The sequence below is a fragment of the Streptomyces sp. SudanB5_2050 genome (genome assembly GCF_964272335.1).
Classification (GTDB): domain Bacteria; phylum Actinomycetota; class Actinomycetes; order Streptomycetales; family Streptomycetaceae; genus Streptomyces; species Streptomyces rochei.
The window spans coordinates 6,652,707-6,679,413 of sequence record NZ_OZ186760.1 but is presented as its reverse complement, the minus strand read 5'-3'; the positions used below and the strand labels follow the sequence as shown (position 1 = coordinate 6,679,413).

Annotated in this window: 26 protein-coding genes; 3 read left to right on the top strand and 23 right to left on the bottom strand. The window is 72.5% G+C overall.

The genetic code is table 11. From position 1 onward, the window contains the following. Positions 1–2: 2 nt before the first annotated feature. From ACFZP7_RS29440 to ACFZP7_RS29345, 20 genes are all read right to left on the bottom strand, one after another. Positions 3–125 (bottom strand): DUF6126 family protein, encoded by a 123-nt coding sequence (locus ACFZP7_RS29440; protein WP_037822100.1) that lies wholly within the window; start codon positions 123–125, stop codon positions 3–5. Continuing rightward, on the bottom strand, positions 122–772 hold the full coding sequence (locus tag ACFZP7_RS29435) for a helix-turn-helix domain-containing protein (RefSeq protein ID WP_031020295.1): 651 nt from the start codon (positions 770–772) through the stop codon (positions 122–124). The genes ACFZP7_RS29440 and ACFZP7_RS29435 overlap by 4 nt, the downstream gene beginning before the upstream one ends. 102 nt (positions 773–874) lie before the next feature. Next, positions 875–2,260: an aspartate aminotransferase family protein gene (locus tag ACFZP7_RS29430; protein WP_385636863.1), complete on the bottom strand. Its 1,386-nt coding sequence runs from the start codon at positions 2,258–2,260 to the stop codon at positions 875–877. Next, positions 2,261–4,177 carry a 1-deoxy-D-xylulose-5-phosphate synthase gene (gene dxs, locus ACFZP7_RS29425; RefSeq protein WP_385636861.1) on the bottom strand — a complete coding sequence of 639 codons (1,917 nt, stop codon included), beginning with the start codon at positions 4,175–4,177 and terminating at the stop codon, positions 2,261–2,263. It lies immediately after the preceding gene. A 27-nt stretch (positions 4,178–4,204) separates the two neighbouring features. Continuing rightward, positions 4,205–5,359, bottom strand: a complete 1,155-nt coding sequence (gene ispG, locus ACFZP7_RS29420) for a flavodoxin-dependent (E)-4-hydroxy-3-methylbut-2-enyl-diphosphate synthase (protein WP_385636858.1) — start codon at positions 5,357–5,359, stop codon at positions 4,205–4,207. Positions 5,360–5,363: 4 nt separating this feature from the next. Beyond that, the gene (gene hpnH, locus ACFZP7_RS29415; protein WP_019330385.1) at positions 5,364–6,386 is read right to left on the bottom strand and encodes an adenosyl-hopene transferase HpnH; all 1,023 of its coding nucleotides are present in this window, start codon (positions 6,384–6,386) and stop codon (positions 5,364–5,366) included. 6 nt (positions 6,387–6,392) lie between these two features. After that, entirely contained in the window at positions 6,393–7,034 is a 642-nt protein-coding gene (locus ACFZP7_RS29410; RefSeq protein ID WP_199577608.1) for a 1-hydroxy-2-methyl-2-butenyl 4-diphosphate reductase, read from the bottom strand. After that, positions 7,034–9,076 carry a squalene--hopene cyclase gene (gene shc / locus ACFZP7_RS29405; protein WP_385636855.1) on the bottom strand — a complete coding sequence of 681 codons (2,043 nt, stop codon included), beginning with the start codon at positions 9,074–9,076 and terminating at the stop codon, positions 7,034–7,036. The genes ACFZP7_RS29410 and shc overlap by 1 nt, the downstream gene beginning before the upstream one ends. A 118-nt stretch (positions 9,077–9,194) precedes the next feature. Beyond that, complete coding sequence (locus ACFZP7_RS29400; RefSeq protein WP_031020305.1) at positions 9,195–10,259, bottom strand: polyprenyl synthetase family protein; 1,065 nt, start codon at positions 10,257–10,259, stop codon at positions 9,195–9,197. Between the two features lie 68 nt (positions 10,260–10,327). Beyond that, complete coding sequence (gene hpnE / locus ACFZP7_RS29395; protein WP_385636852.1) at positions 10,328–11,764, bottom strand: hydroxysqualene dehydroxylase HpnE; 1,437 nt, start codon at positions 11,762–11,764, stop codon at positions 10,328–10,330. Further along, on the bottom strand, positions 11,761–11,922 hold the full coding sequence (locus tag ACFZP7_RS29390) for a DUF6380 family protein (protein WP_078495204.1): 162 nt from the start codon (positions 11,920–11,922) through the stop codon (positions 11,761–11,763). Before ACFZP7_RS29390 ends, hpnE begins: the two co-directional genes overlap by 4 nt. Next, the gene (hpnD, locus tag ACFZP7_RS29385) at positions 11,922–12,872 is read right to left on the bottom strand and encodes a presqualene diphosphate synthase HpnD (protein WP_019330380.1); all 951 of its coding nucleotides are present in this window, start codon (positions 12,870–12,872) and stop codon (positions 11,922–11,924) included. Before hpnD ends, ACFZP7_RS29390 begins: the two co-directional genes overlap by 1 nt. Further along, a complete protein-coding gene (gene hpnC / locus ACFZP7_RS29380) occupies positions 12,869–13,753 on the bottom strand; it encodes a squalene synthase HpnC (protein WP_031020309.1) in 885 nt (294 codons plus the stop codon). Before hpnC ends, hpnD begins: the two co-directional genes overlap by 4 nt. Before the next feature lie 358 nt (positions 13,754–14,111). Next, positions 14,112–14,891, bottom strand: coding sequence for an ABC transporter ATP-binding protein (locus tag ACFZP7_RS29375; RefSeq protein WP_031020311.1), 780 nt, complete (start codon positions 14,889–14,891; stop codon positions 14,112–14,114). Next, positions 14,884–15,813 (bottom strand): ABC transporter permease, encoded by a 930-nt coding sequence (locus ACFZP7_RS29370; protein WP_029394486.1) that lies wholly within the window; start codon positions 15,811–15,813, stop codon positions 14,884–14,886. The genes ACFZP7_RS29375 and ACFZP7_RS29370 overlap by 8 nt, the downstream gene beginning before the upstream one ends. A gap of 117 nt (positions 15,814–15,930) precedes the next feature. Then, on the bottom strand, positions 15,931–16,803 hold the full coding sequence (locus tag ACFZP7_RS29365) for a glycosyltransferase family 2 protein (RefSeq protein WP_029394484.1): 873 nt from the start codon (positions 16,801–16,803) through the stop codon (positions 15,931–15,933). An 8-nt stretch (positions 16,804–16,811) separates the two neighbouring features. Beyond that, a complete protein-coding gene (locus tag ACFZP7_RS29360; protein WP_086024829.1) occupies positions 16,812–17,591 on the bottom strand; it encodes a CDP-alcohol phosphatidyltransferase family protein in 780 nt (259 codons plus the stop codon). After that, positions 17,569–18,630 carry an iron-containing alcohol dehydrogenase family protein gene (locus ACFZP7_RS29355; RefSeq protein WP_029394483.1) on the bottom strand — a complete coding sequence of 354 codons (1,062 nt, stop codon included), beginning with the start codon at positions 18,628–18,630 and terminating at the stop codon, positions 17,569–17,571. Before ACFZP7_RS29355 ends, ACFZP7_RS29360 begins: the two co-directional genes overlap by 23 nt. Beyond that, positions 18,618–19,370: a sugar phosphate nucleotidyltransferase gene (locus tag ACFZP7_RS29350; protein ID WP_220670474.1), complete on the bottom strand. Its 753-nt coding sequence runs from the start codon at positions 19,368–19,370 to the stop codon at positions 18,618–18,620. Before ACFZP7_RS29350 ends, ACFZP7_RS29355 begins: the two co-directional genes overlap by 13 nt. Continuing rightward, positions 19,367–21,214 carry a DUF5941 domain-containing protein gene (locus ACFZP7_RS29345; RefSeq protein WP_385636847.1) on the bottom strand — a complete coding sequence of 616 codons (1,848 nt, stop codon included), beginning with the start codon at positions 21,212–21,214 and terminating at the stop codon, positions 19,367–19,369. The genes ACFZP7_RS29350 and ACFZP7_RS29345 overlap by 4 nt, the downstream gene beginning before the upstream one ends. A gap of 468 nt (positions 21,215–21,682) precedes the next feature. Between ACFZP7_RS29345 and ACFZP7_RS29340 the strand changes: the two genes are divergently transcribed. Then, a complete protein-coding gene (locus ACFZP7_RS29340; protein WP_029394482.1) occupies positions 21,683–22,621 on the top strand; it encodes a cation diffusion facilitator family transporter in 939 nt (312 codons plus the stop codon). A 336-nt stretch (positions 22,622–22,957) separates the two neighbouring features. Further along, positions 22,958–23,551 carry an isopentenyl-diphosphate Delta-isomerase gene (gene idi, locus ACFZP7_RS29335; protein WP_385636845.1) on the top strand — a complete coding sequence of 198 codons (594 nt, stop codon included), beginning with the start codon at positions 22,958–22,960 and terminating at the stop codon, positions 23,549–23,551. Positions 23,552–23,557: 6 nt separating this feature from the next. On the opposite strand, the gene ACFZP7_RS29330 is transcribed toward idi, so the two are convergent. Then, a complete protein-coding gene (locus ACFZP7_RS29330; RefSeq protein WP_031020316.1) occupies positions 23,558–24,010 on the bottom strand; it encodes an ATP-binding protein in 453 nt (150 codons plus the stop codon). Between the two features lie 205 nt (positions 24,011–24,215). On the opposite strand from ACFZP7_RS29330, the gene ACFZP7_RS29325 reads away from it, so the two are divergent. Beyond that, positions 24,216–24,983 carry an enoyl-CoA hydratase/isomerase family protein gene (locus tag ACFZP7_RS29325; protein WP_385636842.1) on the top strand — a complete coding sequence of 256 codons (768 nt, stop codon included), beginning with the start codon at positions 24,216–24,218 and terminating at the stop codon, positions 24,981–24,983. On the opposite strand, the gene ACFZP7_RS29320 is transcribed toward ACFZP7_RS29325, so the two are convergent. Together ACFZP7_RS29320 and ACFZP7_RS29315 are read right to left on the bottom strand one after the other, a co-directional pair. Next, complete coding sequence (locus ACFZP7_RS29320) at positions 24,970–25,605, bottom strand: DJ-1/PfpI family protein (protein WP_355513695.1); 636 nt, start codon at positions 25,603–25,605, stop codon at positions 24,970–24,972. The two genes, ACFZP7_RS29325 and ACFZP7_RS29320, sit on opposite strands and share 14 nt — an antisense overlap. A gap of 50 nt (positions 25,606–25,655) precedes the next feature. Then, entirely contained in the window at positions 25,656–26,615 is a 960-nt protein-coding gene (locus ACFZP7_RS29315; RefSeq protein ID WP_385636839.1) for a GlxA family transcriptional regulator, read from the bottom strand. Positions 26,616–26,707 lie beyond the last annotated feature (92 nt).

Sequence of the window (26,707 nt, the reverse complement as noted above, 5' to 3'; positions counted from 1 at the left end):
GCTCACCGGCTGTTGGCGCCCACCTCGAAGAGCAGGTAGATGAAGCCAGCGAAGACGTGCCCCACGATGAGGTAGATGAACAGCCGCACCCACAGGGCGCGCGGAAACTTGTCCTGGAGGTTCATGGCGTCTCTCCCGAGGCGGGGTGGGTCGTCGTGGGGGCGGGGCCCAGGCACAGCGCGGCCGTCGGACTCTGCAGCAGGGTGTGGACGAAGAGCAGGTCGACCCCGTCGGGGTCCTGGGCGGCGATCCGGTGCGGGGTGAGCGAGTCGAAGTGCGCTCCGTCGCCCGGACCGAGCAGGTGCACGGTGTCCCCGAGCCGCAGGCGCAGCCGGCCCCGGAGCACATGGAGCCATTCCTCGCCCGGGTGGACCCGCACGATGTCGCCCTGGGAGCCGTGCGGCACGTGCACCCGCAGGGCCTGCATGCCGCGGCCGGCCCCGCCGGCCTGCCAGTACGTCCAGCCGCCGGCGTACGTCGGCTCCATGGCGTCGGCCCGGACGACCGCGTCCCGGTCCGGGGCCGTCTCGCCCAGCAGTTCCGAGACGGTCGTACCGTAGACACGGGCGAGCGCGAGCAGCATCGGCAGCGAGGGCTGGCGCTGCCCGGTCTCCAGCCGGGAGAGGTGGGCGGGCGACAGCCCGGCGGCGCGGGCCGCCGCCTCCAGGGTGAGGGCGGCCCTGCGCCGCAGGGACCGCAGCTGCGGTGCCACGACGGACACCGCGTCCGCCGCCGCCTCGGGCGCCGGGGGCCCGGTCTCGTGGGAGGTCATGGCTCCTATTCAGCCCGAACTTTGCCCCACAGGCAATTTTCTTGCCCGAGAGGCAAAATCCGAGGCCGGTGCCCCTCCGGCGACCGGTCGCCGCCTCTGCGGCTAGCGGTTGGCCACCGCCTGTCTCACCAGGGTCTTGCCGAAGTCCCACATCAGTCCGCCGCCGTTGTGCGCGTCGTCCATCACCTCCGTGAAGGCGTCGACGAAGCGGTCGGCGTCCGCCGTGTCGACGATCAGCGGCGGGATCAGCTTGATGACCTCCAGGTGGTCGCCGGAGACCTGGGTCAGGACGTGGTGGCGCTGGAGCAACGGCACCACGACCATCTGCGCGAAGAGTCCCTTGCGCGCCGTCTGGAGCATCGTCCAGCGACTGCGCAGCCCGAGGGACCGGGGCCGGCCGAACTCGATGCCGATCATCAGCCCCCGGCCGCGGACGTCGGCGAGCAGCTCGTAGCGGTCCACCAGCTCGGCGAGCCGGGTCTTCAGCCGCTCCCCCACCGCGGCGGCGTTCGCCACGATCTCCTCGTTCTCCATCACGGACAGCACCGCGAGCCCGGCGGCCATGGCCTGCGCGTTGGACCCGAAGCTCGCCGAGTGGACCTGCACCCGGTCCATCGAGGAGTACACCTTCTGGAAGATCCAGTCCTTGCCCAGCGTGGCCCCCACCGGCACGTAGCCGCCGGACAGCGCCTTGGCGACGCACACCAGGTCCGGCTCGACCCCGTCCTCGTGCTGGAAGGCGTAGAACTTCCCGGTCCGGCCCAGCCCGGTCTGCACCTCGTCGGCGATCAGCAGGGCCTTGTGGCGGTGCAGCAGTTCCTGCGCCGCGCGCAGGTAGCCGGGCGGGGCCTCGTGCACGCCCTTGCCCTGGATCGGCTCCACGATCAGCGCGGCCACGTCGCCCTTCCTCAGCTCCCGCGCCAGTGCGTCCACGTCGCCGAGCGGTACGGGGGTGTCGGGCAGCAGGGGGGCGAAGCCCTTGCGGAACCCCTCCTCGCCGTTGACGGAGAGCGAGCCGGTGGTCAGGCCATGGAAGGCGTGCGAGCAGTACAGGACCCTCGGTCTCCCGGTCGCGTACCGGGCGAACTTCAGCGCGGTCTCCACGGCCTCGGTGCCGCTGTTGCCGAAGAAGACCCGGTCCAGGTGAGGGCTGTAGGAGAGCAGCCTCTCGGCCAGCAGTCCGGGCAGCGGCGGGCAGTCGAAGCGGGTCAGGTCGGCCAGCGAGGCGTCGAGGACGTCGTGCAGGGCCTTGCGGACGACGGGGTGGTGGCGCCCCAGGCCCATGACGCCGAACCCGGCGAGCATGTCCAGGTAGTCGTTGCCGTCCGTGTCCCAGAAGTGCGCGCCCTCGGCCCGCTCGTAGACCTTGTCGAAGCCGATGGTGCGCAGCATCCGCGGCAGCTGGTGGTTGAGGTGCCTGGCGTGCAGCTCGTAGCGTTCGGCTCCGCGTTCGGCCAGGAGCGCGGCGAGGTCGAACTCCTTGGTCATTCAGTTCTCTCCTTGGACTGGCATGGCGGTCCGGCCGTCCCGGGCCTGATCGGCGACGGACAGGCTCGCGCCGATCCGGCCGGCGATCTCGACCGGGGTGAGACCGATGTCGGCGAGCACCTCGGAGCGCTTGGCGTGCGCGAGGAACTGCTCGGGGATGCCGAAGCGGCGCACCGGCACGTCGACCTCGGCGTCACCCAGCGCCAGCGCCACCGCCGAACCGACCCCGGCGGCACGGCTGTTGTCCTCGACGACGGCCACCAGGCGGTGCCGGGCGGCCAGGGGCGGGAGCGCCGGGTCGACGGGTTTGACCCAGCGCGGGTCCACCACGGTGCAGCGCAGGCCGCGGGCTTCGAGCAGTTCGGCGGCCCGGAGGCAGACGGGCGCCATCACCCCGACGGCCACGAGCAGCACGTCGGGATGGTCGCGGGCGTGCAGGACGTCCAGGCCGCCGATCCGGTCGACGGCGGGTACGGCCGGCCCGGCGGACTCCTTCGGGAAGCGCACCAGCGTCGGCGCGTCGTCGACGGCGACCGCCTCGCGCAGCTGGGCCCGCAACTGATCGGCGTCGCGGGGGGCCGCGATGCGCAGTCCGGGGACGACCTGGAGGACGGACATGTCCCACATGCCGTTGTGCGAGGGACCGTCGGGGCCGGTGACGCCGGCCCGGTCCAGGACGAAGGTGACACCGCAGCGGTGCAGGGCCACGTCCATCAGCAGTTGGTCGAAGGCGCGGTTGAGGAAGGTGGCGTAGACGGCGACGACCGGGTGGAGTCCGCCGGTGGCCAGGCCCGCCGCGCAGACGGCGGCGTGCTGCTCGGCGATGCCCACGTCCCAGACCCGGTCGGGGAACCGCTCGGCGAAGCGCCCGAGGCCGACCGGGTGCAGCATGGCCGCGGTGATCGCCACGACGTCCTCGCGCTCCTCGCCGATCCGCGCCATCTCCTCACCGAACACGGAGGTCCACGAGGGCCCGGCCGAGGGCCCGAGCGGCGCGCAGGTCAGCGGGTCCATCGCGCCGACGGTGTGGAAGTGGTCCGCCTCGTCGCGCCGGGCGGGCTCGTAGCCGCGGCCCTTCTCGGTGAGGCAGTGGACGAGCACGGGACCGTGGAAGCGCTTCGCGCGCCGCAGCGCCGACTCGACGGCCCCGATGTCATGTCCGTCGACGGGACCTACGTACTTCAGGCCCAGGTCCTCGAAGAGCCCCTGCGGGGCGAAGGCGTCCTTGAAGCCCTTCTTGGCGCCGTGCAGGGCCTCGTAGACGGTGGCGCCGACCACGGGGACGCGCTGGAGGACGCCTTTGCCCCAGGCCAGCATCCGCTCGTAGCCGTCCGTCGTCCGCAGCGTCGCCAGGTGGTCGGCGAGGCCGCCGATGGTCGGCGCGTAGGAGCGCTCGTTGTCGTTGACGACGATGATCAGCGGCCGGTCCCGGGCCGCCGCGATGTTGTTCAGCGCCTCCCAGGCCATGCCGCCGGTGAGCGCCCCGTCGCCGATGACGGCGACGACGTGTCCCCGCTCCCCCCGCACCCGGCGGGCCTTGGCGAGGCCGTCGGCCCAGCCGAGGACGGTGGAGGCGTGGCTGTTCTCGATGACGTCGTGCTCGGACTCCTCGCGCGAGGGATAGCCGGACAACCCGCCCTTGCCGCGCAGCTTGGAGAAGTCCTGACGCCCGGTCAGCAGCTTGTGCACATAGCTCTGGTGGCCGGTGTCCCACAGGATGCGGTCGGCCGGTGACTCGAAGACCCGGTGCAGGGCGACGGTGAGTTCGACCACCCCCAGGTTCGGGCCGAGGTGCCCGCCGGTACGGGCGACCGCGTGCACCAGGAAGTCCCGTATCTCGTCGGACAGTTCGCCGAGTTCCGCCTCGGACAGCGCCTTCAGGTCGCGTGGTCCCCGGATGTTCTCCAGAATCGTCACGCTCGGGCCCCCTTCGGTCCGTGCTGTTCAGCTCACGGTGACGGCCGGCTCCCCCGACGCGCCGTCCTGCTCCATCTGCTCGGCGATCTTCATCGCCTCCTCGATCAGCGTCTCCACGATCCTGGACTCCGGGACGGTCCTGACGACCTCGCCCTTGACGAAGATCTGGCCCTTGCCGTTGCCGGAGGCGACGCCGAGGTCGGCCTCGCGGGCCTCGCCCGGACCGTTGACGACACAGCCCATGACGGCGACGCGCAGCGGCACCTCCATGCCCTCCAGGCCGGCCGTCACCTCGTCGGCGAGCTTGTAGACGTCGACCTGGGCGCGGCCGCAGGACGGGCACGAGACGATCTCCAGCCGGCGCTGCCTGAGCCCCAGCGACTGGAGGATCTGGAGCCCGACCTTGACCTCCTCGGCGGGCGGCGCGCTCAGCGACACCCGGATGGTGTCGCCGATGCCCTGGGAGAGCAGCGCGCCGAAGGCGACGGCCGACTTGACGGTGCCCTGGAAGGCGGGGCCGGCCTCGGTGACGCCGAGGTGGAGGGGGTAGTCGCACTGGGCGGCGAGCCGGCGGTACGCCTCGACCATGACGACCGGGTCGTTGTGCTTGACGGAGATCTTGATGTCCCGGAAGTCATGCTCCTCGAAGAGCGACGCCTCCCACAGCGCCGACTCGACCAGCGCCTCCGGAGTCGCCCTCCCGTACTTCTCCAGCAGGCGGCGGTCCAGGGAGCCCGCGTTGACGCCGATGCGGATCGGCGTGCCGTGGTCCTTGGCCGCCTTGGCGATCTCCTTCACCTGGTCGTCGAACTTCTTGATGTTGCCCGGGTTGACGCGGACCGCAGCGCAGCCGGCCTCGATCGCGGCGAAGACGTACTTGGGCTGGAAGTGGATGTCGGCGATCACCGGGATCTGCGACTTCCTCGCGATCACCGGCAGGGCGTCCGCGTCGTCCTGCGTCGGGCAGGCCACCCGTACGATCTCGCAGCCGGACGCCGTCAGCTCGGCGATCTGCTGGAGGGTCGCGCCGACGTCGGCCGTACGAGTGGTGGTCATGGACTGCACCGACACCGGGGCCCCGCCCCCGACGGCCACCGGCCCGACCTGGATGCGCCGCGACACGCGCCGCTCGGCGATCGGCCGGACCGGGACCTCGGGCACGCCCAGGGGAATGGCGGTCACGCCGTCACTCCCGGTTCGAGGAGACGGTCTCGCGCATGGCGCGCAGGGACTCCTTGAGGGAGCCCATGGTGGCCAGCACGGCGGTGGGCTCGTAGCCGCAGTGCGCCATGCAGTTGGCGCAGCGCGGGTCCTTGCCGCGGCCGTACTTGTCCCAGTCGGTGTCCTCGATCAGCTCCCGGTACGTCGGAACGTAGCCGTCGCTCATCAGGTAGCAGGGGCGCTGCCAGCCGAAGAGGGAGTAGTTCGGGATGGCCCACGCCGTGCAGGGGAAGTCGACCTTGCCCTCGAGGAAGTCGAGGAAGAGCGGGGAGTGGTTGAGCCGCCAGCGGGCCCGGTTGCCGCCCGAGAACGCCTTCTTGAACAGCTCGCGGGTCTGCTCCACGCCCAGGAAGTGCTCCTGGTCGGGCGCCTTCTCGTAGGCGTAGGCGGGCGAGATCATCATCTCGTCGACCTTGAGGTCGTCGTTGAGGTAGTTGAGGACCTCCACGACGGTCTGGGGGGTGTCGGTGTTGAAGAAGGTCGAGTTGGTGGTGACCCGGAAGCCGCGCCGCTTGGCCTCCTTGATGGCCTCGACGGCCTCGTCGAACACGCCCTCCTTGGCCACCGACTCGTCGTGCCGCTCCCGCAGCCCGTCGATGTGCACCGCGAAGGCGAAGTAGGGCGAGGGCGTGAACTTGTCCATCTTCTTGCGCATGAGCAGGGCGTTGGTGCAGAGGAAGACGTACTTGCGCTTGGCCACCAACTGGCGCACGATCTCATCGATCTGAGGATGCATCAGGGGCTCGCCGCCGGCGATGGAGACCATCGGCGCGCCCGATTCGAGCACCGCCCCCACGGCCTGCGCGACCGGCATGCGCTGCTTGAGCACCCCGGCCGGGTGCTGGATCTTCCCGCAGCCCTCGCATTTCAGGTTGCAGGCGAAAAGCGGCTCCAACTCCACGATGAGCGGAAACTTGTCCCGTCGGCGGATCTTCTGTTCGGCCAGGTATGTAGCGACCTTGATGGACTGACGCAGCGGCATGGCCATCTGGGCTCACCTCCGGGGGAGCAGCAAAGAACGGTGCCATTCGAAGAATGCGGGAAGAACGGATCGAAGGACGCGGAAAGCCGATATTCCACCGCGCACCGTGCCGATCCGGACGAGTTCGTGTTCTGGAGCGTCCACGACCACCCGTACGGCGGCAACGGGGCGCGTGCCCGCGCGGGCGGCGCTCAGGAGCGTGGCCGCGGACTCCATGTCCACGGCGATCGCGCCGGTCGCGAGCAGGTCGGCGCGTTCGGGGCCGCGGACGACGTGGTCCGAGCCGGTCAGCGGTCCCCGGTGGACGGTGCGTCGGGGCAGGGCGCGGGCGAGTTCCTTCACCAGCCGGTCGGTGCCGACGCACCCGACCGTCCCGCGCGGGTCCCGGGTCTCCTCGGCGACGACGAGGTCGCCGGGGTGCATGCCGGGGGCGAGTCCCGCGCAGAAGCCCGTGGCCAGCACGGCGGCGCCGTCGAGCGCCGGGTCGGCCAGGACCCGGGAGACCGAGCGCTCGGCCGCCCTCGGTCCCATGCCGGTACGCAGGACGGTGACCGGCCCGCCGGCGCCGGCGCGGTCGCCGGTGCGCAGGGCGAGGTGCTCGATGCCGAGCGCGCAGGCGATCAGCAGCGGGGACGGGCCGGTCCGCGGGATCATCAGCTGCCCTTCACCTCGGCGGTGGACGTCTCGGTGGCAGGGCGCGCGGCGCCGGACTTCTGGGCGAAGGGCTCCCCGTGCACGTACCGGCCGAGCGCGGTGAGCGGGAAGACCTGCCGATAGAGGTGGTAGTTGATGGAGAAGTCCCAGGGGAAGCCGGTGCCGGTGAAGTACGGCTCGTCCCAGGAGCCGTCCTCCCGCTGGGTGGCGGCGAGCCAGGCGATGCCCCGCTCGACCGCCTTGGACTCCCGCTCCCCCGCCGCCAGCAGCGCCATCAGCGCCCACGCGGTCTGCGAGGCGGTGGAGGCGCCCCGGCCGCTCCACTCCCTCACGTACCGGTAGGAGCGCAGGTCCTCGCCCCAGCCTCCGTCGTCGTTCTGGACGGACTCCAGCCACGCCACCGCGCGGCGGACGGCGGGGTGCGAGGCGGGGACACCGGCGGCGATCAGGGCGGGGACGACGGATCCCGTGCCGTAGACGTAGTTGACGCCCCACCGGCCGAACCAGGACCCGTCGGCCTCCTGCTCGGTCAGCAGCCACTGGATGCCGCGCCGGGTGCGCGGGTCGTGGGTCAGGCCCTCGACCGCGAGCATCTCGACCACGTGCGCGGTGACGTCCGCGGACGGCGGGTCGATGACCTCGCCGAAGTCGCAGAACGGGAGGCGGTTGGGGAAGGAGCTGGTGTTGTCGACGTCGAACGCGCCCCAGGCGCCGTTCTTCGACTGCATGCCGAGGTTCCAGCGCACCCCGCGGCCGATGGCCTGCTCCACCCGCTCCGGGTCGTGGTGCTTGACGCGGCGCAGGGCGAGGACGACCTCGGCGGTGTCGTCGATGTCGGGGTAGTTGTCGTTGTGGAACTCGAACGCCCAGCCGCCGGGCGGGAGTCCGGGCCGCTTCACGGACCAGTCGCCGGGGCGGACGATCTGCTCGCCCAGCATCCAGTCGGCGGCCTTCACCAGCTGCGGGTGGTCGGCGGGCACGCCCGCGTCGGCCAGCGCGATGGTGGCCAGGCAGGTGTCCCACACCGGTGACTGACATGCCTCGATCATCCGGGCGCCGTCCTCGCGCCACACCGCGAAGCGGTCCAGCGACTCCAGACCGGCCCGCATCACGGGGTGTTCGAGGTCGTAGCCGAGCAGGTAGAGGGCGATGACCGAGTAGACGGCCGGCGGCTGGATGCCGCCCCAGCAGCCGTCGTTCTCCTGGCGCTCGATGATCCAGCGGGCTGCGGTGTTCATCGCGGCCCGGCGGAGCCGGCGCGGGGCGATCCGGCGGTAGGCGTGCAGGGCCTTGTCGATGCGCTGGAAGGCGCCGTCCCAGCTCGCCGCCGGGGCCAGGGGGCGCGGCGGGTTGGGCGCGGCCGGGTCGGTGTGCAGCTCGTCCAGCGGGAAGGGCGCGGGGCGCACCGGGCGCTTGGCCGAGACGATGGTGAGCGGCACGATGGTCTGCCGGGCCCAGCAGCCGAAGTCGTAGATGTTCAGCGGCACCCAGGTGGGGAAGTAGATGATCTCCGGCGGGAGTTCGGGGAGGTCGTCCCACTTCCACCAGCCGAAGAGGGCGAGCCAGATCCGGGTGAAGACGCGGGAGGCCGCGATGCCGCCCCGGGACCGGATCCACTCCGAGGCCCGTGCCATGTGCGGGGCGTCGGGCGCGTCGCCGGCCAGGCGGAGGGCGACGTAGGCCTCGATGGTGGTGGACAGCTCGCCGGGGCCGCCGTAGAAGGTGGCCCAGGTGCCGTCCTCGCGCTGCTCGCCCCGGATGAAGAGGGCGGCGGCGCGCGTCGTCTCCTCGTCCAGGATGCCCAGGAACTGGCGCAGCAGCAGGTCCTCGGCGTCCATCGTGACGTTGGTCTCGAGGTCGCCCTTCCACCAGCCCTGGGCGTCCTGCCGGGAGAGCAGGAAGTCCGTGGCGCGCCGGGTGGCGCGGGCGGCGGCTTCGGGTACCCCGGCCGCCGTGTCGGGGGTCGTGATCTCGTTTTCGCTGGCCGCGGCTGCCAGGGGCCTGAGGGTCGCCCCGGTGCTTCCGTCGGTCGTCGCTGTCATGGCTTCCCCTTCGTGCAGTCTGCAAGTGGTGCTTCTGCTGTGGGTCCGCCGTCGGCCGGTGCTGCGCTGCCCGCGACACCGGCCGGCGACTACGCGAGGGCTATTCGACCGATAGTGATCATCTCTTTCGTACGACGACGAAGTCCGCGAGCGCGACGAACATGTCCCGCACCCGGTCGGGCATGTCGACGGTGTCGAGGGCTTCGATGGCGATGGTGTGCTGGCGACGCGCCTCGTCGGCGGTCCACTCCCGCCCGCCCGCTTCCTCGATGAGGGCGGCGCGGGCCGCGAACTCCTCCTCGGAGAAGTTCGCGAAGTCGCTGGTCTTGGCGTCGGCGGCGAGGATCTCGCCGAGCCGTTCGGAGGCGGGGCCGCCGGCCGCGAGGGCGGCCACCACCGGGAGGGACTTCTTGCGCTGGCGCAGGTCGCTCCAGGTCTGCTTGCCGGTGGCGTCCGGGTCGCCCCAGATGCCGAGCAGGTCGTCGACGGCCTGGAAGGCGAGGCCCAGGTGGTAGCCGTACTTCTCCAGCGTGTCGGCGGTGTGCTCGTCGGCGCCGCCGAGGACCGCGCCGATGGAGCTGGCGGAGGCGAGCAGGGCGCCGGTCTTGTTGCCCTCCATCTCCAGGCACTCCTCGACGCTGACGCGGTCGCGGTGCTCGTAGGAGATGTCCTGGGCCTGACCGTCGATCAGGGCGCGGGACGCCTTGGTCAGACGGCGGGTGGCGCGGCCGGCCTCGACGGTGCCCAGTTCCAGCAGTACCTCGTTGGCGAGGGCGAACAGGGCGTCGCCGACCAGGATGGCCTGGGCGGGGCCGTGCACCTTCCAGACCGTGTCGCGGTGGCGGCGCTGCTCGTCACCGTCCATCAGGTCGTCGTGCAGCAGGGAGAAGTTGTGCACCAGCTCCACGGCCACCGCGCCGGGGACGCCGACCTCGGGCGCCGCACCGGTGACCTCGGCGGAGAGCACCGCGAGGGCGGGGCGGACGGCCTTGCCGCCGTCGCCGTCCGCGGGCCTGCCATGGGCGTCGATCCAGCCGAAGTGGTAGGCGGCGACGGTGTCCATGGGAGGCGCCAGACGGTCTACGGCCGCCCGCAGCACCGGCGTGGCCAGGGTCCGGCCGCGCTCCAGGAGCGCGGTCACGTCCACCGTGGTCCGTCGGTCGGCCGTCGGGGCCGGGGGCACAGTGGGCACAGTCTTTCCTCCAGTTGCGGTGCCGGGAGCGCGGGCTTCGGTGCCACGCGGATCCGTCTTCACGCCGCCTCCTCGAAGAAGTCGGGGAGGAGGCCGCGGGACCGGCCCAGGGCGCCGAGCGCGGCTCCCGCCGCCCCGACTCCGCTGCGAACCGCGCTCTCCATGGTCGCGGGCCACCCTGTGGCGGTCCACGCTCCGGCCAGGTACAGGCCGGGTGCCTTGGTGCGGGCGCCGGGCCTGAGACGGCCGACGCCGGGGGCGGGAGCGAAGGTCGCGGTGCGCTCCCTGGTCACGAAGAAGTCCCTCACCTCGGCGCCCCGGGCGCGGGGCAGCAGCCGCTCCAGCTCGGGCAGGTACCGCCCGCGCAACGTGGCCACGGACGCGTCGATCTCGTTCTGCGCGGTCGACTGCGACAGCGCCAGGTACTGGCCGTCCCGCAGCCCGGACGCCTCGGTGCGGTCGAAGACCCACTGCACGGGCGTGCCGAGCGCGGAGAGGAAGGGCGCGGCGAGCACCTTGCGGTCGTAGACGACGTGGATGTTGAGGATCGGCGCGGTGTCGATCTCCAGCAGCTTCTCCGGGGCGTCGAGGGCGCCCTGCGGCAGCAGGCCGTGGGCCTCGCGCTGCGGTACGGCAAGGACGACGGCGTCCGCCTCCAGCGTCTCGCCGGGAACCTGAACGCTCCAGCCGCCGTTGTCGTTCGTACGGACGGAGGTGACGCGTGTACGGACCTCGGTGCGGACGCCCGCGGAGTCGAGCTCCTTGCGGGCCAGCCGGTCGTGCAGTTCGCCCAGCGGGACGCGGGCCCAGCCGATGTCGGCCGCGCCCGGGTCGGACAGCAGACCGGTCTTGAACACCATCGCGGCCAGCGCGAGCGAGGCGTCGCCCGCGACCGCGTTGAGGGTGGCGACCCCGACCAGGTCCCACAGGGCCTCGACGGCGCGCGCCGACTGGCCGTGCGCGGCCAGCCAGCTGCCGAAGTCCTGGGTGTCGAGGGCGGGGTCGGCGAGGTCGAGGCCCTTGAGCGCCAGGGCAGCCCGCCCGACGCTCGCGCGCTCGGCCAGCGAGAGGTGGGGGTACGTGGCGAGGCTGCGCCCCAGGTGGAGGGGGACCGGCAGCGCGTCGCGCCGCAGCCTGCCGAGCCGCCGTCCCTCGGGCCGGGCGAGGTCGACCACGGGCACGTCGAGACGTTCCTGCACGGGGGCGAGTTCCGCGCCGCCGATGCGGTCGAGGAACCAGCGGTAGGCGGTGCAGCAGCGCAGGTACACGTGCTGGCCGTTGTCGACGGTGAGGTCGCCGCGTCGGAAGGAGAAGGCGAGCCCGCCCAGGCGCGGCCGGCCTTCGAGCAGGGTGACGCGCACCCCGGCGTCGGCGAGCGCGAGCGCGGCGGTGACGCCGGCGAGTCCGCCGCCGACCACGACGGCGTGTCCGCCGGGGCGGACGGCGGAGACGTCCGCGAGCCGCCCGTCCTCGCGCGTGCCCTTGCCCTGCGTCATGGTGCGCCCTTCCCTGTCCGGTCGCCGTGGTGCTTGAACGGCGTACGGCTGACCGTCTCAGTCTGGGACGCCGCCCGCCACCGGAGGGTTGCCCGCCGCTCTTCGCCGGCGGCCGCCCTGTACCGGTCCGGAGTGTCGAGTGTGCCCGGTGTCTCCATCAGGCGCGCCTCCTGACGGCCCGCCGGGTGACGTGCCGGGTGTCGAGACCCGACAGACCGCGCACGGCAACGTACGCCTTCTCGCGTCCGGGAAGCGAGACCCGGCCGCGCAGCACGGCCTCCGGGTCGCGCTCGATGCGGTCGAGGAGACGCCGGTAGATGCCGGCCATGGCGGCCACGCAGGCGCCGCTGCGCCGGTCGAGCATGGGCAGCAGCCGGTAGCCCTCGGCGAACAGGGCGCGGGCCCGACGCACTTCGAAGTGCACGAGACCCGCGAAGTCGGAGCCCTCGGGCGGTTTCGGCCCGCCGAACCCGGCCGAGCAGCCGAACTTGGCGAGGTCGTCGGCGGGCAGGTAGGTGCGCCCGTCCTCGGCGTCCTCGCGGACGTCGCGCAGGATGTTGGTGAGCTGGAGCGCGAGTCCGAGCGTGTCGGCGTACTCGGGCGCGCGCTCGGCGCCGCGCGCCCCCGGTTCGGTGCCGAAGACGCCGAGCGAGAGGCGGCCGATCGCACCGGCCACGCACCGGCAGTAGACCTTCAGGTCGTCCCAGGTCTCGTAGGTCTCGCCGCGCAGGTCCATCTGGACGCCGTCGATCAGTTCGTCGAGGCCGCCGAGCGGGATCGGGAACTGCCGGGCGGCGTGCGCGAGGGCGACGGCGACGGGGTCGGTGTCGTCCTCCTCGACCTTGCCTTCGTGGATCCGGGCGAGCGTCGCGCGGGTCTCCTCCAGCCGGGCGACCTTGACGTCGGCCGCCAGCTCGCCGTCGCCGATGTCGTCGACGCGGCGCGAGAACGCGTACAGCGCCGACATCGCCCGGCGCTTGGGTGCCGGAAGCAGCCGGATGCCGTAGGCGAAGTTGCGGGCCTGCTGTCCGGTGACGGTCTCGCAGTAGCCGTAGGCGGCCAGTACCGGTGCCGACGTGTGCGCTGAGGGCTCCACGGCCTGGGTCACCCCTCTCCTCGCAGGGTCGGGCCCACCTCGCGCAGCAAGTCGACCTTGCCGGGCTTGGGCGGGCCGGGAAGTACGTCGTGCTCGGCGGCGGCGATCGCCCGGAGGGCCGCCCTGCCACCCGCCACGAACCCCGCGAGCAGCAGCCGCAGCCGTCCGCGGACGCTGCCCACCAGGGGGGCGCCCTCGCGCAGCAGGTCGCGGGCGCGCTGGGCCTCGAAGGCGATCAGGGCGCGCACCGACGCGTTGGCGGTGGGTGCGGCGAGGTCCGCCTCCTGGACGTGGAAGCGCTTCATGTCCTCGGCCGGCAGGTAGACGCGGTCCCGGCCCAGGTCCTCGGCCACGTCCTGGAGGTGCTCGACGATCTGCAGGGCGGTGCAGACGGCGTCGGAGCGGCGGATCCGTTCGGGTGTCGCGGTGCCGGTGACGGCGAGGACGAGCCGACCCACCGGGTTGGCCGACAGCTCGCAGTAGGCGAGCAGGTCGTCGTAGGTCTCGTAGCGGCCGACCAGCTGGTCCTGGCGGTTGGCGGCGATCAGGCCGAGGAAGGGTTCGGGGGTGAGCGAACGGCGGCGCACGGTCGGCCGCAGACGGAGCAGCAGCGGGTGGCGCGGGGTGCCGTCGAAGACCCGGCGCAGGTCTTCCTCGAAGGCGTCCAGCATCAGCAGCCGGTCGTCGGCGCGGTCGGCGGGGACGCCGAGCAGGCGGGCGTCGGCGCCGCCGGGTGCCAGGTCGCCGTCGCCGATGTCGTCGACGAGACGGGCGAAGCCGTAGACGGCCATGAGGTCGGTGCGCCAGTCGCGGGGCAGGAAGAAGGGGGCGACGGGGAAGTTCTCGTCGGCGGCCTTGGCGAGGGTGCCGCGCTCCGGGTCGGTGACCGTCATCGCGGGCTGCCCGGGGCGGGGACGGCGCACGCTTCGCGGAGGTGGGGAGTTTCCGTAGCCATTGCCGTCACATCTCCCGTTCTACACTGCGGACCCAATTCACACTATTTCGGACACGCCGCCCGGCTGCCCGCGCGGCAGGCCCGGTCGAGGGTGTCGGGCATTATCGCCCCATGTGCCGCGTTTCGGGACCGGTCCAGCTTACGTTGTACAACGCGTGAAGGGCCGAGGGGGTCCTCCGCGCACCACCACAACACACCGATCCGCTTCAAGATTCCTGGGAACACCAGGAGTTGACGTTTCCTTTGCGGACGCGTGCCCCGCCGGGGCGGTTCCGGCGGGGCTCCGGCGCGCCGGGCTACTTGCCCGTGAACTTCTCGTACTCCTTGAGGACCTCGTCGGTCGGGCCGTCCATGCGCAGCTCGCCGCGCTCCAGCCACAGCACCCGGTTGCAGGTGTCGCGGATGGACTTGTTGTTGTGGCTCACCAGGAAGACGGTGCCGGCCTCCTTCTTCAGCTCCCGGATGCGCGCCTCCGAGCGCGTCTGGAACTTGCGGTCGCCGGTGGCCAGCGCCTCGTCGATCATCAGGACGTCGTGGTCCTTGGCGGCGGCGATGGAGAAGCGCAGGCGGGCGGCCATGCCGGAGGAGTAGGTGCGCATCGGCAGGGTGATGAAGTCGCCCTTCTCGTTGATCCCGGAGAAGTCGACGATGTCCTGGTAGCGCTCCTTGATCTGCTCGCGGGTCATACCCATGGCGAGACCGCCGAGGATGACGTTCCGCTCGCCGGTCAGGTCGTTCATGAGGGCCGCGTTCACACCGAGGAGCGAGGGCTGGCCGTCGGTGTAGACCTTGCCCCGCTCGGCGGGCAGCAGACCGGCGATGGCCCGCAGCAGGGTCGACTTGCCCGAGCCGTTCGAGCCGATCAGGCCGATGGCCTCGCCCCGGTAGGCGACGAAGGAGACCCCGCGCACGGCGTGCACCTTGCGCACGCCACGCTCCTCGCCCCGCCTGATCATCCGGCTGAGGGCCGCCGTCGCGCTGCCCTTGCCGGTCTTGGCGCCGTTGACGCGGTAGACGATGTGCAGTTCGTCCGCGATGACCGTCGGGACCCGCGCGTCCTGTCGCTGCTCAGCCACGGCCGTACCTCTCCTCCGCCTTCCAGAAGTACACGAAGCCGCCGACGGCGAGCACCACGGCCCAGCCGAGGGCGACCGCCCACACGTGCGGCGGCAGGTTCTCGGAGCCGTAGCCGTCGATCAGCGCGAAGCGGATCAGGTCCATGTACACGGCGGCCGGGTTCCACTGGAGCACGTCGGCCAGCCAGGCCGGCTTGTCCTCGAGCATGATCGGGATGGAGAACATCACGCCCGACGCGTACATCCAGGTCCGCATGATGAAGGGCATCAGCTGGGCCAGGTCGGGCGTCTTGGCGCCCATCCGGGCCACGATCAGCGCCAGCCCCGTGTTGAAGAGGAACTGCAGCACGAGCGCGGGGACCACCAGCAGCCAGGACAGGCTGGGATAGCTGCCGAAGCCCACCACGACCGCGAACAGCACGATCATCGAGGCCAGCAGCTGCTGGAGCTGCTGGAGCGCGAACGAGATGGGCAGCGAGGCGCGGGGGAAGTGCAGGGCCCGCACCAGGCCGAGGTTGCCGGAGATCGCGCGCACGCCCGCCATCGCCGAGGACTGGGTGAAGGTGAAGACGAAGACACCCGTCACCAGGAACGGGATGTACACGTCCTTCTCCATGCCGCGGCCCGCGTTCAGGATCAGGCCGAAGATCAGGAAGTAGACCAGCGCGTTGAGCAGCGGGGTGGCCACCTGCCACAGCTGGCCGAGCTTGGCCTGGCTGTACTGGGCGGTCAGCTTCGCCTGCGAGAAGGCGAGGATGAAGTGGCGCCGCCCCCAGAGCTGACGGACGTACTCCACGAGGGACGGTCGGGCACCGCTCACGGTCAGCCCGTGCTTGGCGGCGAGCTGGGCCGCCGTGAGGCCCTCGTCGGGCGACACGGGCCTGGTCGTGGCGACCATGCCGTCGTGCGTTGTCTCACTCACTAGTGGATACTTTCGTCTTCGTCCGTGCGCGCCCGGTGGGGGCCCGGCACGGTTCTGTCGGCCTCGGAGGGGTCCGGCCGGACCCGGTGGGGCCACAAGCCCTCGGGTACGAGCTTGTCAGATCACCGGAGGCCGGCCCAGCCGCGTCAGCCGCCACACCGTACGCCACCGCATGGGCCGGCGCGGACCGCAGGGGGTGGTCCAGCCCTCGCGGAAACCGCCGAACCACGCCTTCAGGGCCGGGCGCGAGGGGCGGCGCAGGAGCGTGAGCAGCATCCACACCCCCAGGTAGACCGGGACGAGGAGCGCGGGGAGGTTGCGGCGGGCGAGCCAGACGCGGTTGCGGGCGACCATGCGGTGGTAGACGGCGTGCCGGGAGGGCGCGGTCGTCGGGTGGTTCAGCACCATGTCGGACCGGTAGTCGATCATCCAGCCGGCGTCGAGGGCCCGCCAGGCGAGGTCGGTCTCCTCGTGGGCGTAGAAGAACGCGTCGGGCAGGCCGCCGACCTGGGCGAGGACACGGGTGCGCACGGCGTTGGCGCCGCCGAGGAAGGTGGTGACCCGGGAGGAGCGCATCGGGTCGGAGGCACGCAGCCTCGGCACGTGCCGGCGCTGGGTCTCGCCGGTGTCCGGGTCGGCGATGCGGAAGCTGATGATGCCGAGGTCGTCGTCGGCCGCGAACGCCTGCCGGCACAGCTCGGCGGTGTCGGTGCGGGCGAGCAGGCCGTCGTCGTCGAGGAAGAGCAGGATGTCGACGTCCTGTCCGCCCGGGCCGAAGGCCTCGATGCCGACGTTGCGGCCGCCGGGGATGCCCAGGTTCTCGGGCAGCTCGACGGTGCGGACACCGGCGGGCACCTCCGGGACGGGCGAGCCGTTGCCGACCACGACCACCTCGACCGGGTCGCCGTCCTGCTTGGCGACCGAGTCGAGGAGGGCACGCAGTTCGTCGGGGCGGTTGCCCATCGTGATGATCACCGCGCCGACCTTCATGGCGCCGTTCACCGCAGCCTGCTGGAGGCCAGGACGGACACCAGGTGCAGCAGGGTCTGCAGCAGGGCGATGCCCGCGAGTACGGCGGTGCCGAGCCGGGTGAAGAACAGGTCGCCGCGGCTCGCGTCGACTATGGCGAGCACCAGGATGAGCAGCGACGCCTCGATGCCGAGGATCAGCCGGTGGAACTTGAGCGCCCCGGCGGCGCGGCGGGCCAGTGCCATGCCGGAGGAGCGCGGCTCGGACGCGGCCTCCTTGACGGGCGGCATGCCGGCCTGGTGCCGGGCGACGCCCACCAGGTCGGTCTCGGCCTTGATCAGGATGGCGCCGAGGGCGGCCAGGGTGCCGAGGAAGGCCCACAGCCAGTCGATCCGGCCGGTGCCCCAGAGGTCGGCGGCGCGCAGGCCGAGGCCGACCAGGACCGCGGCGTCGGTGAGGTAGGCACCGACCCGGTCGAGGTAGACGCCGCCGAGGGAGTACTGCTTCTTCCAGCGCGCGACCTCGCCGTCGACGCAGTCCAGCAGCAGGTAGAGCTGGACCGCCACGACGCCGAGCACCGCGCCCGTGACGCCCGGCACCAGCAGGGCCGGGGCCGCGAGCACGCCGCAGACGGTCATCAGGTACGTGAGCTGGTTGGGCGTGATCCTGGTGTTCACCAGGTAGCGGTCGATCCGCAGCGAGACCTCGCGCATGTAGAGGCGTCCCGCCCAGTGCTCACCGCTGCGCCGGTCCTTGACCCCAGCGGGGTGGACGACCGGACGTAGTTCAGCTACCGATGGCCTTGACATAGTCGGCGTACAGGTCCTTGATCTGGTCGGTGGTGAGGTCGAGGTGCTCGAGGATCGTGTAGCGGCCCGGCCGCGTCTGCGGTGCGAACTCCACCGCGCGGAAGAACTCCTGCGGGGTGAACCCGATCTCCTCGGGCAGCACGGGCAGCCCGTGCCGGCGCAGCACCGAGGCCATGTGGGCGGACTCCTCGTGGGCCCCGCGCAGGTACATCGCGAAGGCCGCGCCCAGGCCGCACTGCTCGCCGTGGGCGGCGGCGCGGGTGGGGTAGAGCAGGTCGAAGGCGTGGTTGATCTCGTGGCAGGCGCCGGAGGCGGGCCGCGAGTCACCGGAGACCGACATGGCGATGCCGGTCAGGACCAGTCCCTCGGCGAGGACCTGGAGGAAGTCGTTGTCGCCGACGCCGCCGGGGTGCCGGAGCACGGCCTCGCCCGCCTGGCGGGCCATCGCGGCGGCCAGGCCGTCGATCCGCTCGCCCTTGACGCGGTTGGCCAGCTCCCAGTCCGCGATCGCGGAGACGTTGGAGACCGCGTCGCCGATGCCGGCGCGGACGAACCGCACCGGGGCGTCGCGGATGACGTCCAGGTCGATGACGACCGCGATCGGGTTCGGGACGCCGTAGGAGCCGCGGCCCGCGTCGTTGTCGAGGGTGGCGACCGGCGAGCACAGGCCGTCGTGCGCGAGGTTGGTCGGCACGGCGACCAGCGGGAGGCCGACGCGTGCGGCCGCGAACTTGGCACAGTCGATGATCTTGCCGCCGCCGAGGCCGACGACCGCGTCGTAGTGGCCGCCCTTCATGGCTCCGGCCAGCTTGATCGCGTCGTCGAGGGTGCCGCCGCCGACCTCGAACCAGTCGGCGCCGGGCAGCGACGGGGCGACACGCTCGCGCAGCCGGGCGCCCGAGCCGCCGCTGACGGCGACGGCGAGCTTGCCCGAGTGGGAGATGCGCTCGTCGGCGAGCACACATCCCAGGTCGTCGAGGGCACCCGCGCGGATGTCCACGACGACCGGCGACGGGATGAGCCTCGTCAGTACTGGCACGCGATCTCCCGGCCCTTGGCGAGGTCGTCGTGGTTGTCGATCTCGACCCACTTGACCTCGCCGATCGGCGCGACGTCGATCGTGAAGCCGCGGTTGACCAGCTCCTGGTAACCGTCCTCGTAGTAGAGCTGCGGGTCGCGCTCGAAGGTGGTCTTCAGGGCGTCGGCCAGGTCGGCGGCGGCCTCGCCCTCGATGAGGGTGACGCCGATGTACTCGCCGGTCGCCTCGGCGGGGTCCATGAGCTTGGTGATGCGCTGGACGCCCTTGTCGGGGTCGACGACGACCTTCATCTCCTCGTCGGCGAGGTTCTTCACCGTGTCGAGGGCGAGGATGATCTTCTTGCCGTCGCCGCGGGCGGCGAGCAGGGTCTTCTCGACGGAGACCGGGTGCACGGTGTCGCCGTTGGCGAGGATCACGCCGTCCTTGAGGGCGTCACGGCCGCACCACAGGGAGTAGGCGTTGTTCCACTCCTCGGCCTTGTCGTTGTCGATCAGGGTGAGCTTGACGCCGTACTTCTGCTCCAGCGCCTCCTTGCGCTCGTACACGGCCTCCTTGCGGTAGCCGACGATGATCCCGACCTCGGTCAGGCCGACCTCGGCGAAGTTCGCCAGGGTCAGGTCCAGCACCGTGATGCTGTCCTCCGCCCCCTCGGGACCGACCGGCACCAGCGCCTTGGGCAGGGTGTCGGTGTAGGGGCGCAGACGCCGGCCGGCGCCGGCCGCCAGCACGAGGCCGATCATGCGGGTTCTCCTTCGTCGTGTACGGCGGGTGCGCCGTCCTTGTGGGCGGCGACCCAGAAGCGGATGCTCTCGACGAGCACCACGAGTGCCACGGCCACGGCGAGGACCGTGAGCGCGAGCTTGAACTGTGTGGCGGTGAGCAGCACGGCGAGCGCGGTGATCACCAGCGTGCGGCCCTCGTGCCCCCCGATCGTCCGCACCAGCCACGCGGGCGGCGCGCCCGCACCGCCGCGGATGCGGTAGACCGTGTCGTAGTGATGGTAGGCGACCGCGGCCACCAGCCCGAAAGCCGCCGGAAGCGCCCCGTTCACGTCGGCTTTCGCCGCGAGCACCAGGACGGTGCCGTACTCGGCGGCGCGGAAGAAGGGCGGGACCAGCCAGTCGAGGGCGCCCTTGAGGGGGCGCGCGACGGCGAGGGCGGAGGTCAGGACGTAGGCGACCGCGGCGACGAGCGGCCAGGGGCCCCCGAAGTCGGTGAGCGCGGCCGTGGCGACGACGGCGAGGCCGCCGAGCAGGGCGACGGCCGGGGCGGTGAAGCCGGGCAGGCGGCGGGCCGGCTTGGCGAAGCCCTTGGCGGCGGCCTCGGCGAGCGGTCCCGAGTCCGCCAGGTCGGCCAGCGCCTTCGCGGCCCGGTCCGTCCTCGTCGCCTTCCGGGTCAGCGAGCGCAGCACCCGGCCCGCCGTGGTGTACGTCGCGGCGAAGGCGCAGCCGATCAGCAGCGCCCAGAAGGTGATCCGGGGGGTGGCGACGGCGGTCAGGACGGCGATCATGGCCCAGCGTTCACCGATGGGCAGGACGATCATGCGGCGCACCCAGACGGTCCAGCCGACGCTGTCGAGCCGGTCGGAGAGGGCGGCGGTGGGGCTGGTGTTGGCGGCGGCGTCGTGATTGGCCTCGTTGAAGGAGAAGTCGACGACGTGCCGGCAGGTCTGGAGGACCATCGCGCCGAGGGCGAGGGCCCACACGTCGTCGCCGCCGCGTGCGGCGCCGAGGGCGAGGCCCGCGTAGTAGGCGTACTCCTTGGCGCGGTCGAAGGTGGCGTCGAGCCAGGCGCCGAGCGTGGAGTACTGCAGGGAGTAGCGGGCGAGCTGCCCGTCGGTGCAGTCGAGGACGAAGGAGGCGATGAGCAGCACGCCGGCGGCGACGAAGCCGCCGCGGGTGCCGGTGGCGGCGCAGCCCGCCGCTATGAGCGCGGTGATCAGCGAGGCGGTGGTGACCTGGTTGGGGGTCAGTCCGCGGCGCGCGCACCAGCGGGCGATGTAGCGGGAGTACGGGCTGATGAAGAAGGTGGTGACGAAGCCGTCGCGGGCCTTGACGGCCGACTTCAGGCGTACGGCCTCGTCGTCGACGGCGGCGACGGCCTGCCGGGCCTCGTTGCGGGCCTGCGGGTCGGCGGGGACGGCGGCGACGAGGCTGCCCAGCTCGGGCCGGTGCACCTCGGCGCCGTCGGCGTCGAGGGCGGCGGTGATCCGGTCGGCGAGGCTGCCGGTGTCCCCGGCGCCCGGCTCGACGGGGGCGGCGCCGTGCGCGGTGCCGGCGGTCGCGGAGTGCTCCCGGGCCATGGCGCGGGTCAGGGCGCGGCGGGCGTCGGGCTGGGCGGTCACGGCACCCGGGATCGCGGCGAGCGGGAAGCGCGGGTCGGTGAGGCCCAGGCGCAGGGCGTGCGGGTGGCCGACGAAGCGGGCGTCGACCACGGCGACGCGTTCCGCGGCCGGTACCCGGGCGAGCAGCGTCTCGGTGTCGGCGGCACCCGAGGCGTACTCCACGGCGAAGCCCAGGGACCGCAGCTCGCTCTCGATCGACGAACCGGGGACCGGCTGACCGGTGAGGATGGCGGTCGGCAACCGAACTCACTCCCTGGAGCCGGCGCCTGGGCACCGGGCCTGTGCATGGTGGGGCGCCCGCGCCTGCGGCACCCGGACGGCATGTCGGCAGAGGTTATCGGATACCGGGAACGCCGTGTTCACCGCCCGTTTCACGGTCGGTCGACGCCCCGTGCACCCGCCTTCGCCGCGATCATCATCGTGGATGCGGGGCCCGCCCCACAAACCGCGCCCCCAGACCGGACATCGCGGACATCGCACTGGGTCGACGGGCGTTCGCACTGCGTCAGGGGCACCCGCCCGCCGCCGTCCGCCGGCGCCGCCCGTACGGGTCCTCCAGGGCACCTCCGCCGCCCTGACCTGCGCAACGTTTCCGCAGGTCACAGCAGATGACAACGGTGTTCAGTGCCGCGTTGCCCCATACCCCCTCCCCGTAGTTGACTGTGGCCCGGACGCCGGTACGACGGACGCACAGGGAGGCGGCACCTCATGGGGGCTGGGCACGATCACGGGCACGCTCACGGGGCGGGCGGCGGCGCGACGGCGAGCGCCGCGTACCGGGGCAGGCTCCGGGTGGCGCTGGCGATCACCGTCTTCGTCATGGTCGTGCAGATCGTCGGCGGCCTGCTCGCCGACTCGCTCGCCCTGGTCGCCGACGCGGCGCACATGGCCACGGACGCGCTGGGCCTCGGCATGGCGCTGCTGGCCATCCACTTCGCGAACCGGCCGCCGAGCGACCGGCGGACCTTCGGCTACGCCCGCGCGGAGATCCTGGCCGCCCTGGCCAACTGTCTGCTGCTGCTCGGGGTCGGGGGCTACATCCTGTTCGAGGCGATCGAGCGGTTCGTCACGCCCGCCGGTACCGACGGCGGGCTGGCCGTCGTCTTCGGTGTGATCGGCCTGGTCGCCAACATGGTGTCGCTCGGCCTGCTGATGCGGGGGCAGAAGGAGAGCCTCAACGTGCGCGGCGCCTTCCTGGAGGTGGCGGCGGACGCGCTGGGCTCGCTGACCGTGATCGTCTCCGCGCTGGTGATCCTGGCCACCGGCTGGCAGGCGGCCGACCCGATCGCCTCGCTGGTCATCGGGCTGATGATCGTGCCGCGCACGGTGCGGCTGCTGCGCGAGACGCTGGACGTGCTGCTGGAGGCGGCGCCCAAGGACGTCGACATCGCCGAGGTGCGCGCCCACATACTGGCGCTGGACGGCGTCGAGGACGTGCACGACCTGCACGCCTGGACGATCACCTCGGGCATGCCGGTGCTGTCGGCGCACGTGGTGGTCAGCGGCGAGGTGCTGAGCGCGATCGGCCACGAGAAGATGCTGCACGAGCTGCAGGGCTGCCTGGGCGACCACTTCGACGTGGAGCACTGCACCTTCCAGCTGGAGCCCGGCGGGCACGCGGAGCACGAGGCCAGGCTCTGCCACTGAGTCCCCGCCGCGCCGGGCGCTCCGCGTGCCGGCGCGGGCCCGCCACGCCGGTGAGCGGGCCGGGGGGCGCGTACGTCTGATCCGCGCGCCGGGGGGTGCGGCCGTCCGCCGGACGTGCGCGGCCCCGTCCTCCGCTCCACCCTTCCCGGTCACGTCCCCGACGGTTCCCGGTCCGCACCACCGGGAATGATCAACCCTCGGGCCCCTCCTCGGCGTCCCACCGGCCACACCCCCCGCCCGCGCCGCCGCGCGGGACATGCGGAGTGCCGGGAAGTGCCGAGAGTGCCGGATTCGTACGGCACACTTGGGGCGCGAGGACCGAGTTGAAGGATGGGTATGCCGATCACTCCTGCCACCGCGACGCACAGTTCGTCGAACGGCACCGCAGACGCGATCTTGCTGGAACTGGTCGACGAGAACGGTGTGACGATCGGCACCGCCGAGAAGCTCTCCGCGCACCAGCCGCCGGGGCGGCTGCACCGTGCCTTCTCCGTCTTCCTCTTCGACGAGCGGGGCCGGCTGCTGCTCCAGCAGCGGGCCCTGGGCAAGTACCACTCCCCCGGTGTGTGGTCCAACACCTGCTGCGGTCACCCCTACCCCGGCGAGGCACCGTTCGCGGCGGCGGCCCGGCGGACCCACGAGGAGCTGGGCGTCTCCCCCTCGCTGCTCGCCGAGGCGGGCACGGTGCGCTACAACCACCCCGACCCGGCCTCCGGGCTGGTGGAGCAGGAGTACAACCACCTCTTCGTCGGCCTGGTGCAGGCCGCGCCGCAGCCCGACCCGGAGGAGGTGGCCGAGACGGCCTTCGTGGACCCGGCCGAGCTGGCCGAGCGGCACGCGAAGGACACCTTCTCGGCGTGGTTCATGACGGTGCTGGACGCGGCCCGGCCCGCCGTGCGCGAGCTGACGGGTCCGTCGGCCGGGTGGTGAGCGGCCCTAGCTCGGGGCGTGCTTGAGCGGCAGGGCGGCCCAGATCACCTTGCCGCCGCTCGCCGTGTGGGCCACGTCGCACGCCCCGCCCGCCTCCCGGGTGATCTCCCGGACCAGGAGCAGCCCGCGTCCTCCCGTCCGCCCGTGGTCGGCCTCCAGGGCGGTCGGACGGTAGGGGTGGCTGTCCTCCACGGACACCCGCACCCACTCGGGTCCGACGGCGACCTCCACGGCGAGCACCGGGGACAGCACCGCCGCGTGCCGGACCGCGTTCGTGACCAGCTCGGAGACGATCAGGAGCAGTCCCTGCGCCACGTCGTCGGAGACCGGCACGCCCTGGCGCGCCAGCAGGTCCCGCACCGCGTGCCTCGCCTGCGGGACCGACGCCTCCACGGCGGGGGCGGTGAACCGCCAGACGCCTTCGTACGGCAGCGGCCCGGCGGGCCCGGTCTCGTCCATCGTCCGGTCGCCACCCCTGGGCTCGATTGTCACCACACCCCTGAGTGTTGGTAACGCGTCGCTCCCCTCCGCATCACTGAACACAAGTCAGCTGGTATCGAACGGTTCTGATCGTTGGCGTATGACACGGTCAGTTGAGGGATCGTTCCTGTCCCGCTCGCACCACCCGTACGGACCTGAGGGGCCGGCGGATAGCATCCGGCCCATGGAGCCCCAGCTGTCGCACCGGGTCGCCGACTCGGTCGCCACCGTCGTCATCCGCAACCCGGCCAAGCGCAACGCGATGACGGCGCGGATGTGGCGGGCGCTGCCGCCGCTGCTCGACGCGCTGGCCGGCGACCCGGCGGTGCGTGCGCTGGTGCTCACCGGTGAGGGCGGCACCTTCTGCGCCGGGGCGGACATCTCCACCTTGCGGGAGTCGGCGCCAGAGGCGCAGGGGCTCGCCGTGCGCGCCGAGGAGGCGCTGGCCGCCTTCCCCAAGCCGACGCTGGCGGCCGTGCGCGGGCACTGCGTGGGCGGCGGGGCACAACTGGCGGCCGCCTGCGACCTGCGGTTCGCCGAGGAGTCGGCGCTGTTCGGGGTGACCCCGGCGAAGCTGGGCGTGGTGTACCCGGCGTCCTCGACCCGGCGGCTGGTGGCGCTGACGGGGCCGGCCACCGCCAAGTACCTGCTGTTCTCCGGGGAGCTGATCGACGCCGCGCGGGCGCTGCGCACCGGCCTGGTCGACGAGGTGCTGCCGGAGGGCGAACTCGGCGCGCGGGTGGCGGAGTTCACCCGGGTCCTCGTCTCCCGCTCGCAGCTGACGCAGGCCGCGGCGAAGGAGTTCGCGGGCGGCCGCACCGACCGGGACGCCTACTGGACCGCCGAGGCGCGCCGCAGCGGCGACCTCGCGGAGGGGGTCGCCGCCTTCCTGGAGCGCCGGCAGCCCAGCTTCGGCTGGAGCGTGCCGGGGAGCGCGCCTACGTCAGGATGAACCGGCTCCGGCCGCGGAACTCCTCGACGAGGTGGGCCGGGGCCTTTTCGGGGGACCCCGCGTCGTAGGGCGGCTGCGGGTCGTACTCGGTCAGCAGCTGGACCGCGCGCGCGTGGTCGTCGCCGGCGATCCGGCCGAGCAGGGTCAGACCCATGTCGATGCCGGAGGAGACGCCGGCCGCGGTGACGTACTTGCCGTCGGTGACCACCCGCTCGCCCGTCGGTTCGGCGCCGAAGCGGCCGAGGACGTCCAGGGCCAGCCAGTGCGAGGTGGCGCGCCGGCCCTTCAGCAGCCCGGCGGCGGCGAGCAGCAGCGAGCCGGTGCACACGGAGGTGGTCCACGTGCTGGTGGCGTCCGCGGCGCGCAGCCAGTCCAGCAGGGCGGCGTTCTCCATCTGCGGGGTCTGGCCGGGGCCGCCCGGGACGACCACGATGTCCGGGGCCGGTACGTCGGCCAGGGACCGGTCGGCGGTCAGGGCGAGGTTCCCGGTGTCGGTGCGGACCGGGCCCGCCTGTTCGGCGACGAAGACGGTCTCCGCGTCGGGGAGACGGCCGAGGGTCTCGTACGGGCCCACGGCGTCCAGCGCGGTGAAGCGGTCGAAGAGGACGATGGCTATCTGCACGGGTTTCCTTCCGGTCGGTGTCGGGACGGGGTGGGACGCGGACGCCGGACTCACCGGACGGGCGCGGGACGGAACCGGCGGCGGTACTCGGCCGGTGAGGTGCCCAGTGCCTTGACGAAGGCGCGCCGCATGGCCTCAGGCGTGCCGTAGCCGCTGACGCGGGAGACCTCCTCGACGCCGTCGCCGGTGTCCTCCAGCAGCCGCCGGGCGTGCTCCAGCCGGACCCGGTCCACGTAGCGGCCCGGTGTCGTGCCGGTCTCCGCCTGGAACGCCCGGGCGAAGTGGCGCGGCGAGAAGCCCGCGCGGGCGGCGAGCGACTCGACGCTCAGATCGGCGCCGGGGTGCTCGCTGATCCACCGCTGGACCTCGCGCAGGGGCGCCCGCCGCGCGGTCTGGGCGGCGAGCTGGGCGCTGAACTGGGCCTGGTTGCCGGGCCTGCGCAGGAACACGACCAGATGGCGGGCGACGGTCAGGGCCGCGTCCCGGTCCAGGTCCTCCTCGACCAGGGCGAGGGCGAGGTCGATGCCGGCGGTGACGCCCGCCGAGGTGGCGACGCGGCCGTCGCGGACGAAGATCGGGTCGGGGTCGACGTCCACGGCCGGATGGTCGCGGGCGAGCCGGTCGCAGTAGGCCCAGTGGGTGGTGGCGCGGTGTCCGTCCAGCAGCCCCGCCCGGGCGAGCAGGATCGCCCCGGTGCACACGGAGACCAGGCGCCGGGCGCGGGGGCCGTGCTCGCGCAGCCAGTCGATCAGCCTCGGATCGGGGTGCCTGGAGCCCTCGCCGCCGGGGACGATCAGGGTGTCCGGGGCACGGGCGGCGGTGAGCGCCCGGTCCGGTACGAGGGTCAGACCGCTGGAGGTGCGCACGGGAGCGCCGTCCAGCGAGGCCGTCCGGACGCGGTACGTCCCCGGGGTGTGCTTCTCGGCGCCCGTGAAGACCTCCACGGGGCCCGTGACATCGAGGCTCTGGACGGCGTCGAAGAGGACGACCAGGACGGTTCGCTGCGCCATGCCCTCGATTCTTCGCCCGGCCCCGGACGGCCGCAATGACGAGTTCCCCACCTTTCCTGCCATGCCGCTCCTCCGTCGGACGCGGGTCTGGA

Bases quoted from the DNA above. Each gene is read 5' to 3' on its own strand.
- ACFZP7_RS29440 (WP_037822100.1), bottom strand. From the start codon at position 125: ATGAACCTCCAGGACAAGTTTCCGCGCGCCCTGTGGGTGCGGCTGTTC.
- ACFZP7_RS29435 (WP_031020295.1), bottom strand. From the start codon at position 772: ATGACCTCCCACGAGACCGGGCCCCCGGCGCCCGAGGCGGCGGCGGAC.
- ACFZP7_RS29430 (WP_385636863.1), bottom strand. From the start codon at position 2,260: ATGACCAAGGAGTTCGACCTCGCCGCGCTCCTGGCCGAACGCGGAGCC.
- hpnH (WP_019330385.1), bottom strand. From the start codon at position 6,386: ATGGCCATGCCGCTGCGTCAGTCCATCAAGGTCGCTACATACCTGGCC.
- ACFZP7_RS29410 (WP_199577608.1), bottom strand. From the start codon at position 7,034: ATGATCCCGCGGACCGGCCCGTCCCCGCTGCTGATCGCCTGCGCGCTC.
- shc (WP_385636855.1), bottom strand. From the start codon at position 9,076: ATGACAGCGACGACCGACGGAAGCACCGGGGCGACCCTCAGGCCCCTG.
- hpnE (WP_385636852.1), bottom strand. From the start codon at position 11,764: ATGACGCAGGGCAAGGGCACGCGCGAGGACGGGCGGCTCGCGGACGTC.
- ACFZP7_RS29390 (WP_078495204.1), bottom strand. From the start codon at position 11,922: ATGGAGACACCGGGCACACTCGACACTCCGGACCGGTACAGGGCGGCC.
- hpnC (WP_031020309.1), bottom strand. From the start codon at position 13,753: ATGACGGTCACCGACCCGGAGCGCGGCACCCTCGCCAAGGCCGCCGAC.
- ACFZP7_RS29365 (WP_029394484.1), bottom strand. From the start codon at position 16,803: ATGAAGGTCGGCGCGGTGATCATCACGATGGGCAACCGCCCCGACGAA.
- ACFZP7_RS29360 (WP_086024829.1), bottom strand. From the start codon at position 17,591: ATGTCAAGGCCATCGGTAGCTGAACTACGTCCGGTCGTCCACCCCGCT.
- ACFZP7_RS29350 (WP_220670474.1), bottom strand. From the start codon at position 19,370: ATGATCGGCCTCGTGCTGGCGGCCGGCGCCGGCCGGCGTCTGCGCCCC.
- ACFZP7_RS29340 (WP_029394482.1), top strand. From the start codon at position 21,683: ATGGGGGCTGGGCACGATCACGGGCACGCTCACGGGGCGGGCGGCGGC.
- idi (WP_385636845.1), top strand. From the start codon at position 22,958: ATGCCGATCACTCCTGCCACCGCGACGCACAGTTCGTCGAACGGCACC.
- ACFZP7_RS29330 (WP_031020316.1), bottom strand. From the start codon at position 24,010: ATGGACGAGACCGGGCCCGCCGGGCCGCTGCCGTACGAAGGCGTCTGG.
- ACFZP7_RS29325 (WP_385636842.1), top strand. From the start codon at position 24,216: ATGGAGCCCCAGCTGTCGCACCGGGTCGCCGACTCGGTCGCCACCGTC.
- ACFZP7_RS29315 (WP_385636839.1), bottom strand. From the start codon at position 26,615: ATGGCGCAGCGAACCGTCCTGGTCGTCCTCTTCGACGCCGTCCAGAGC.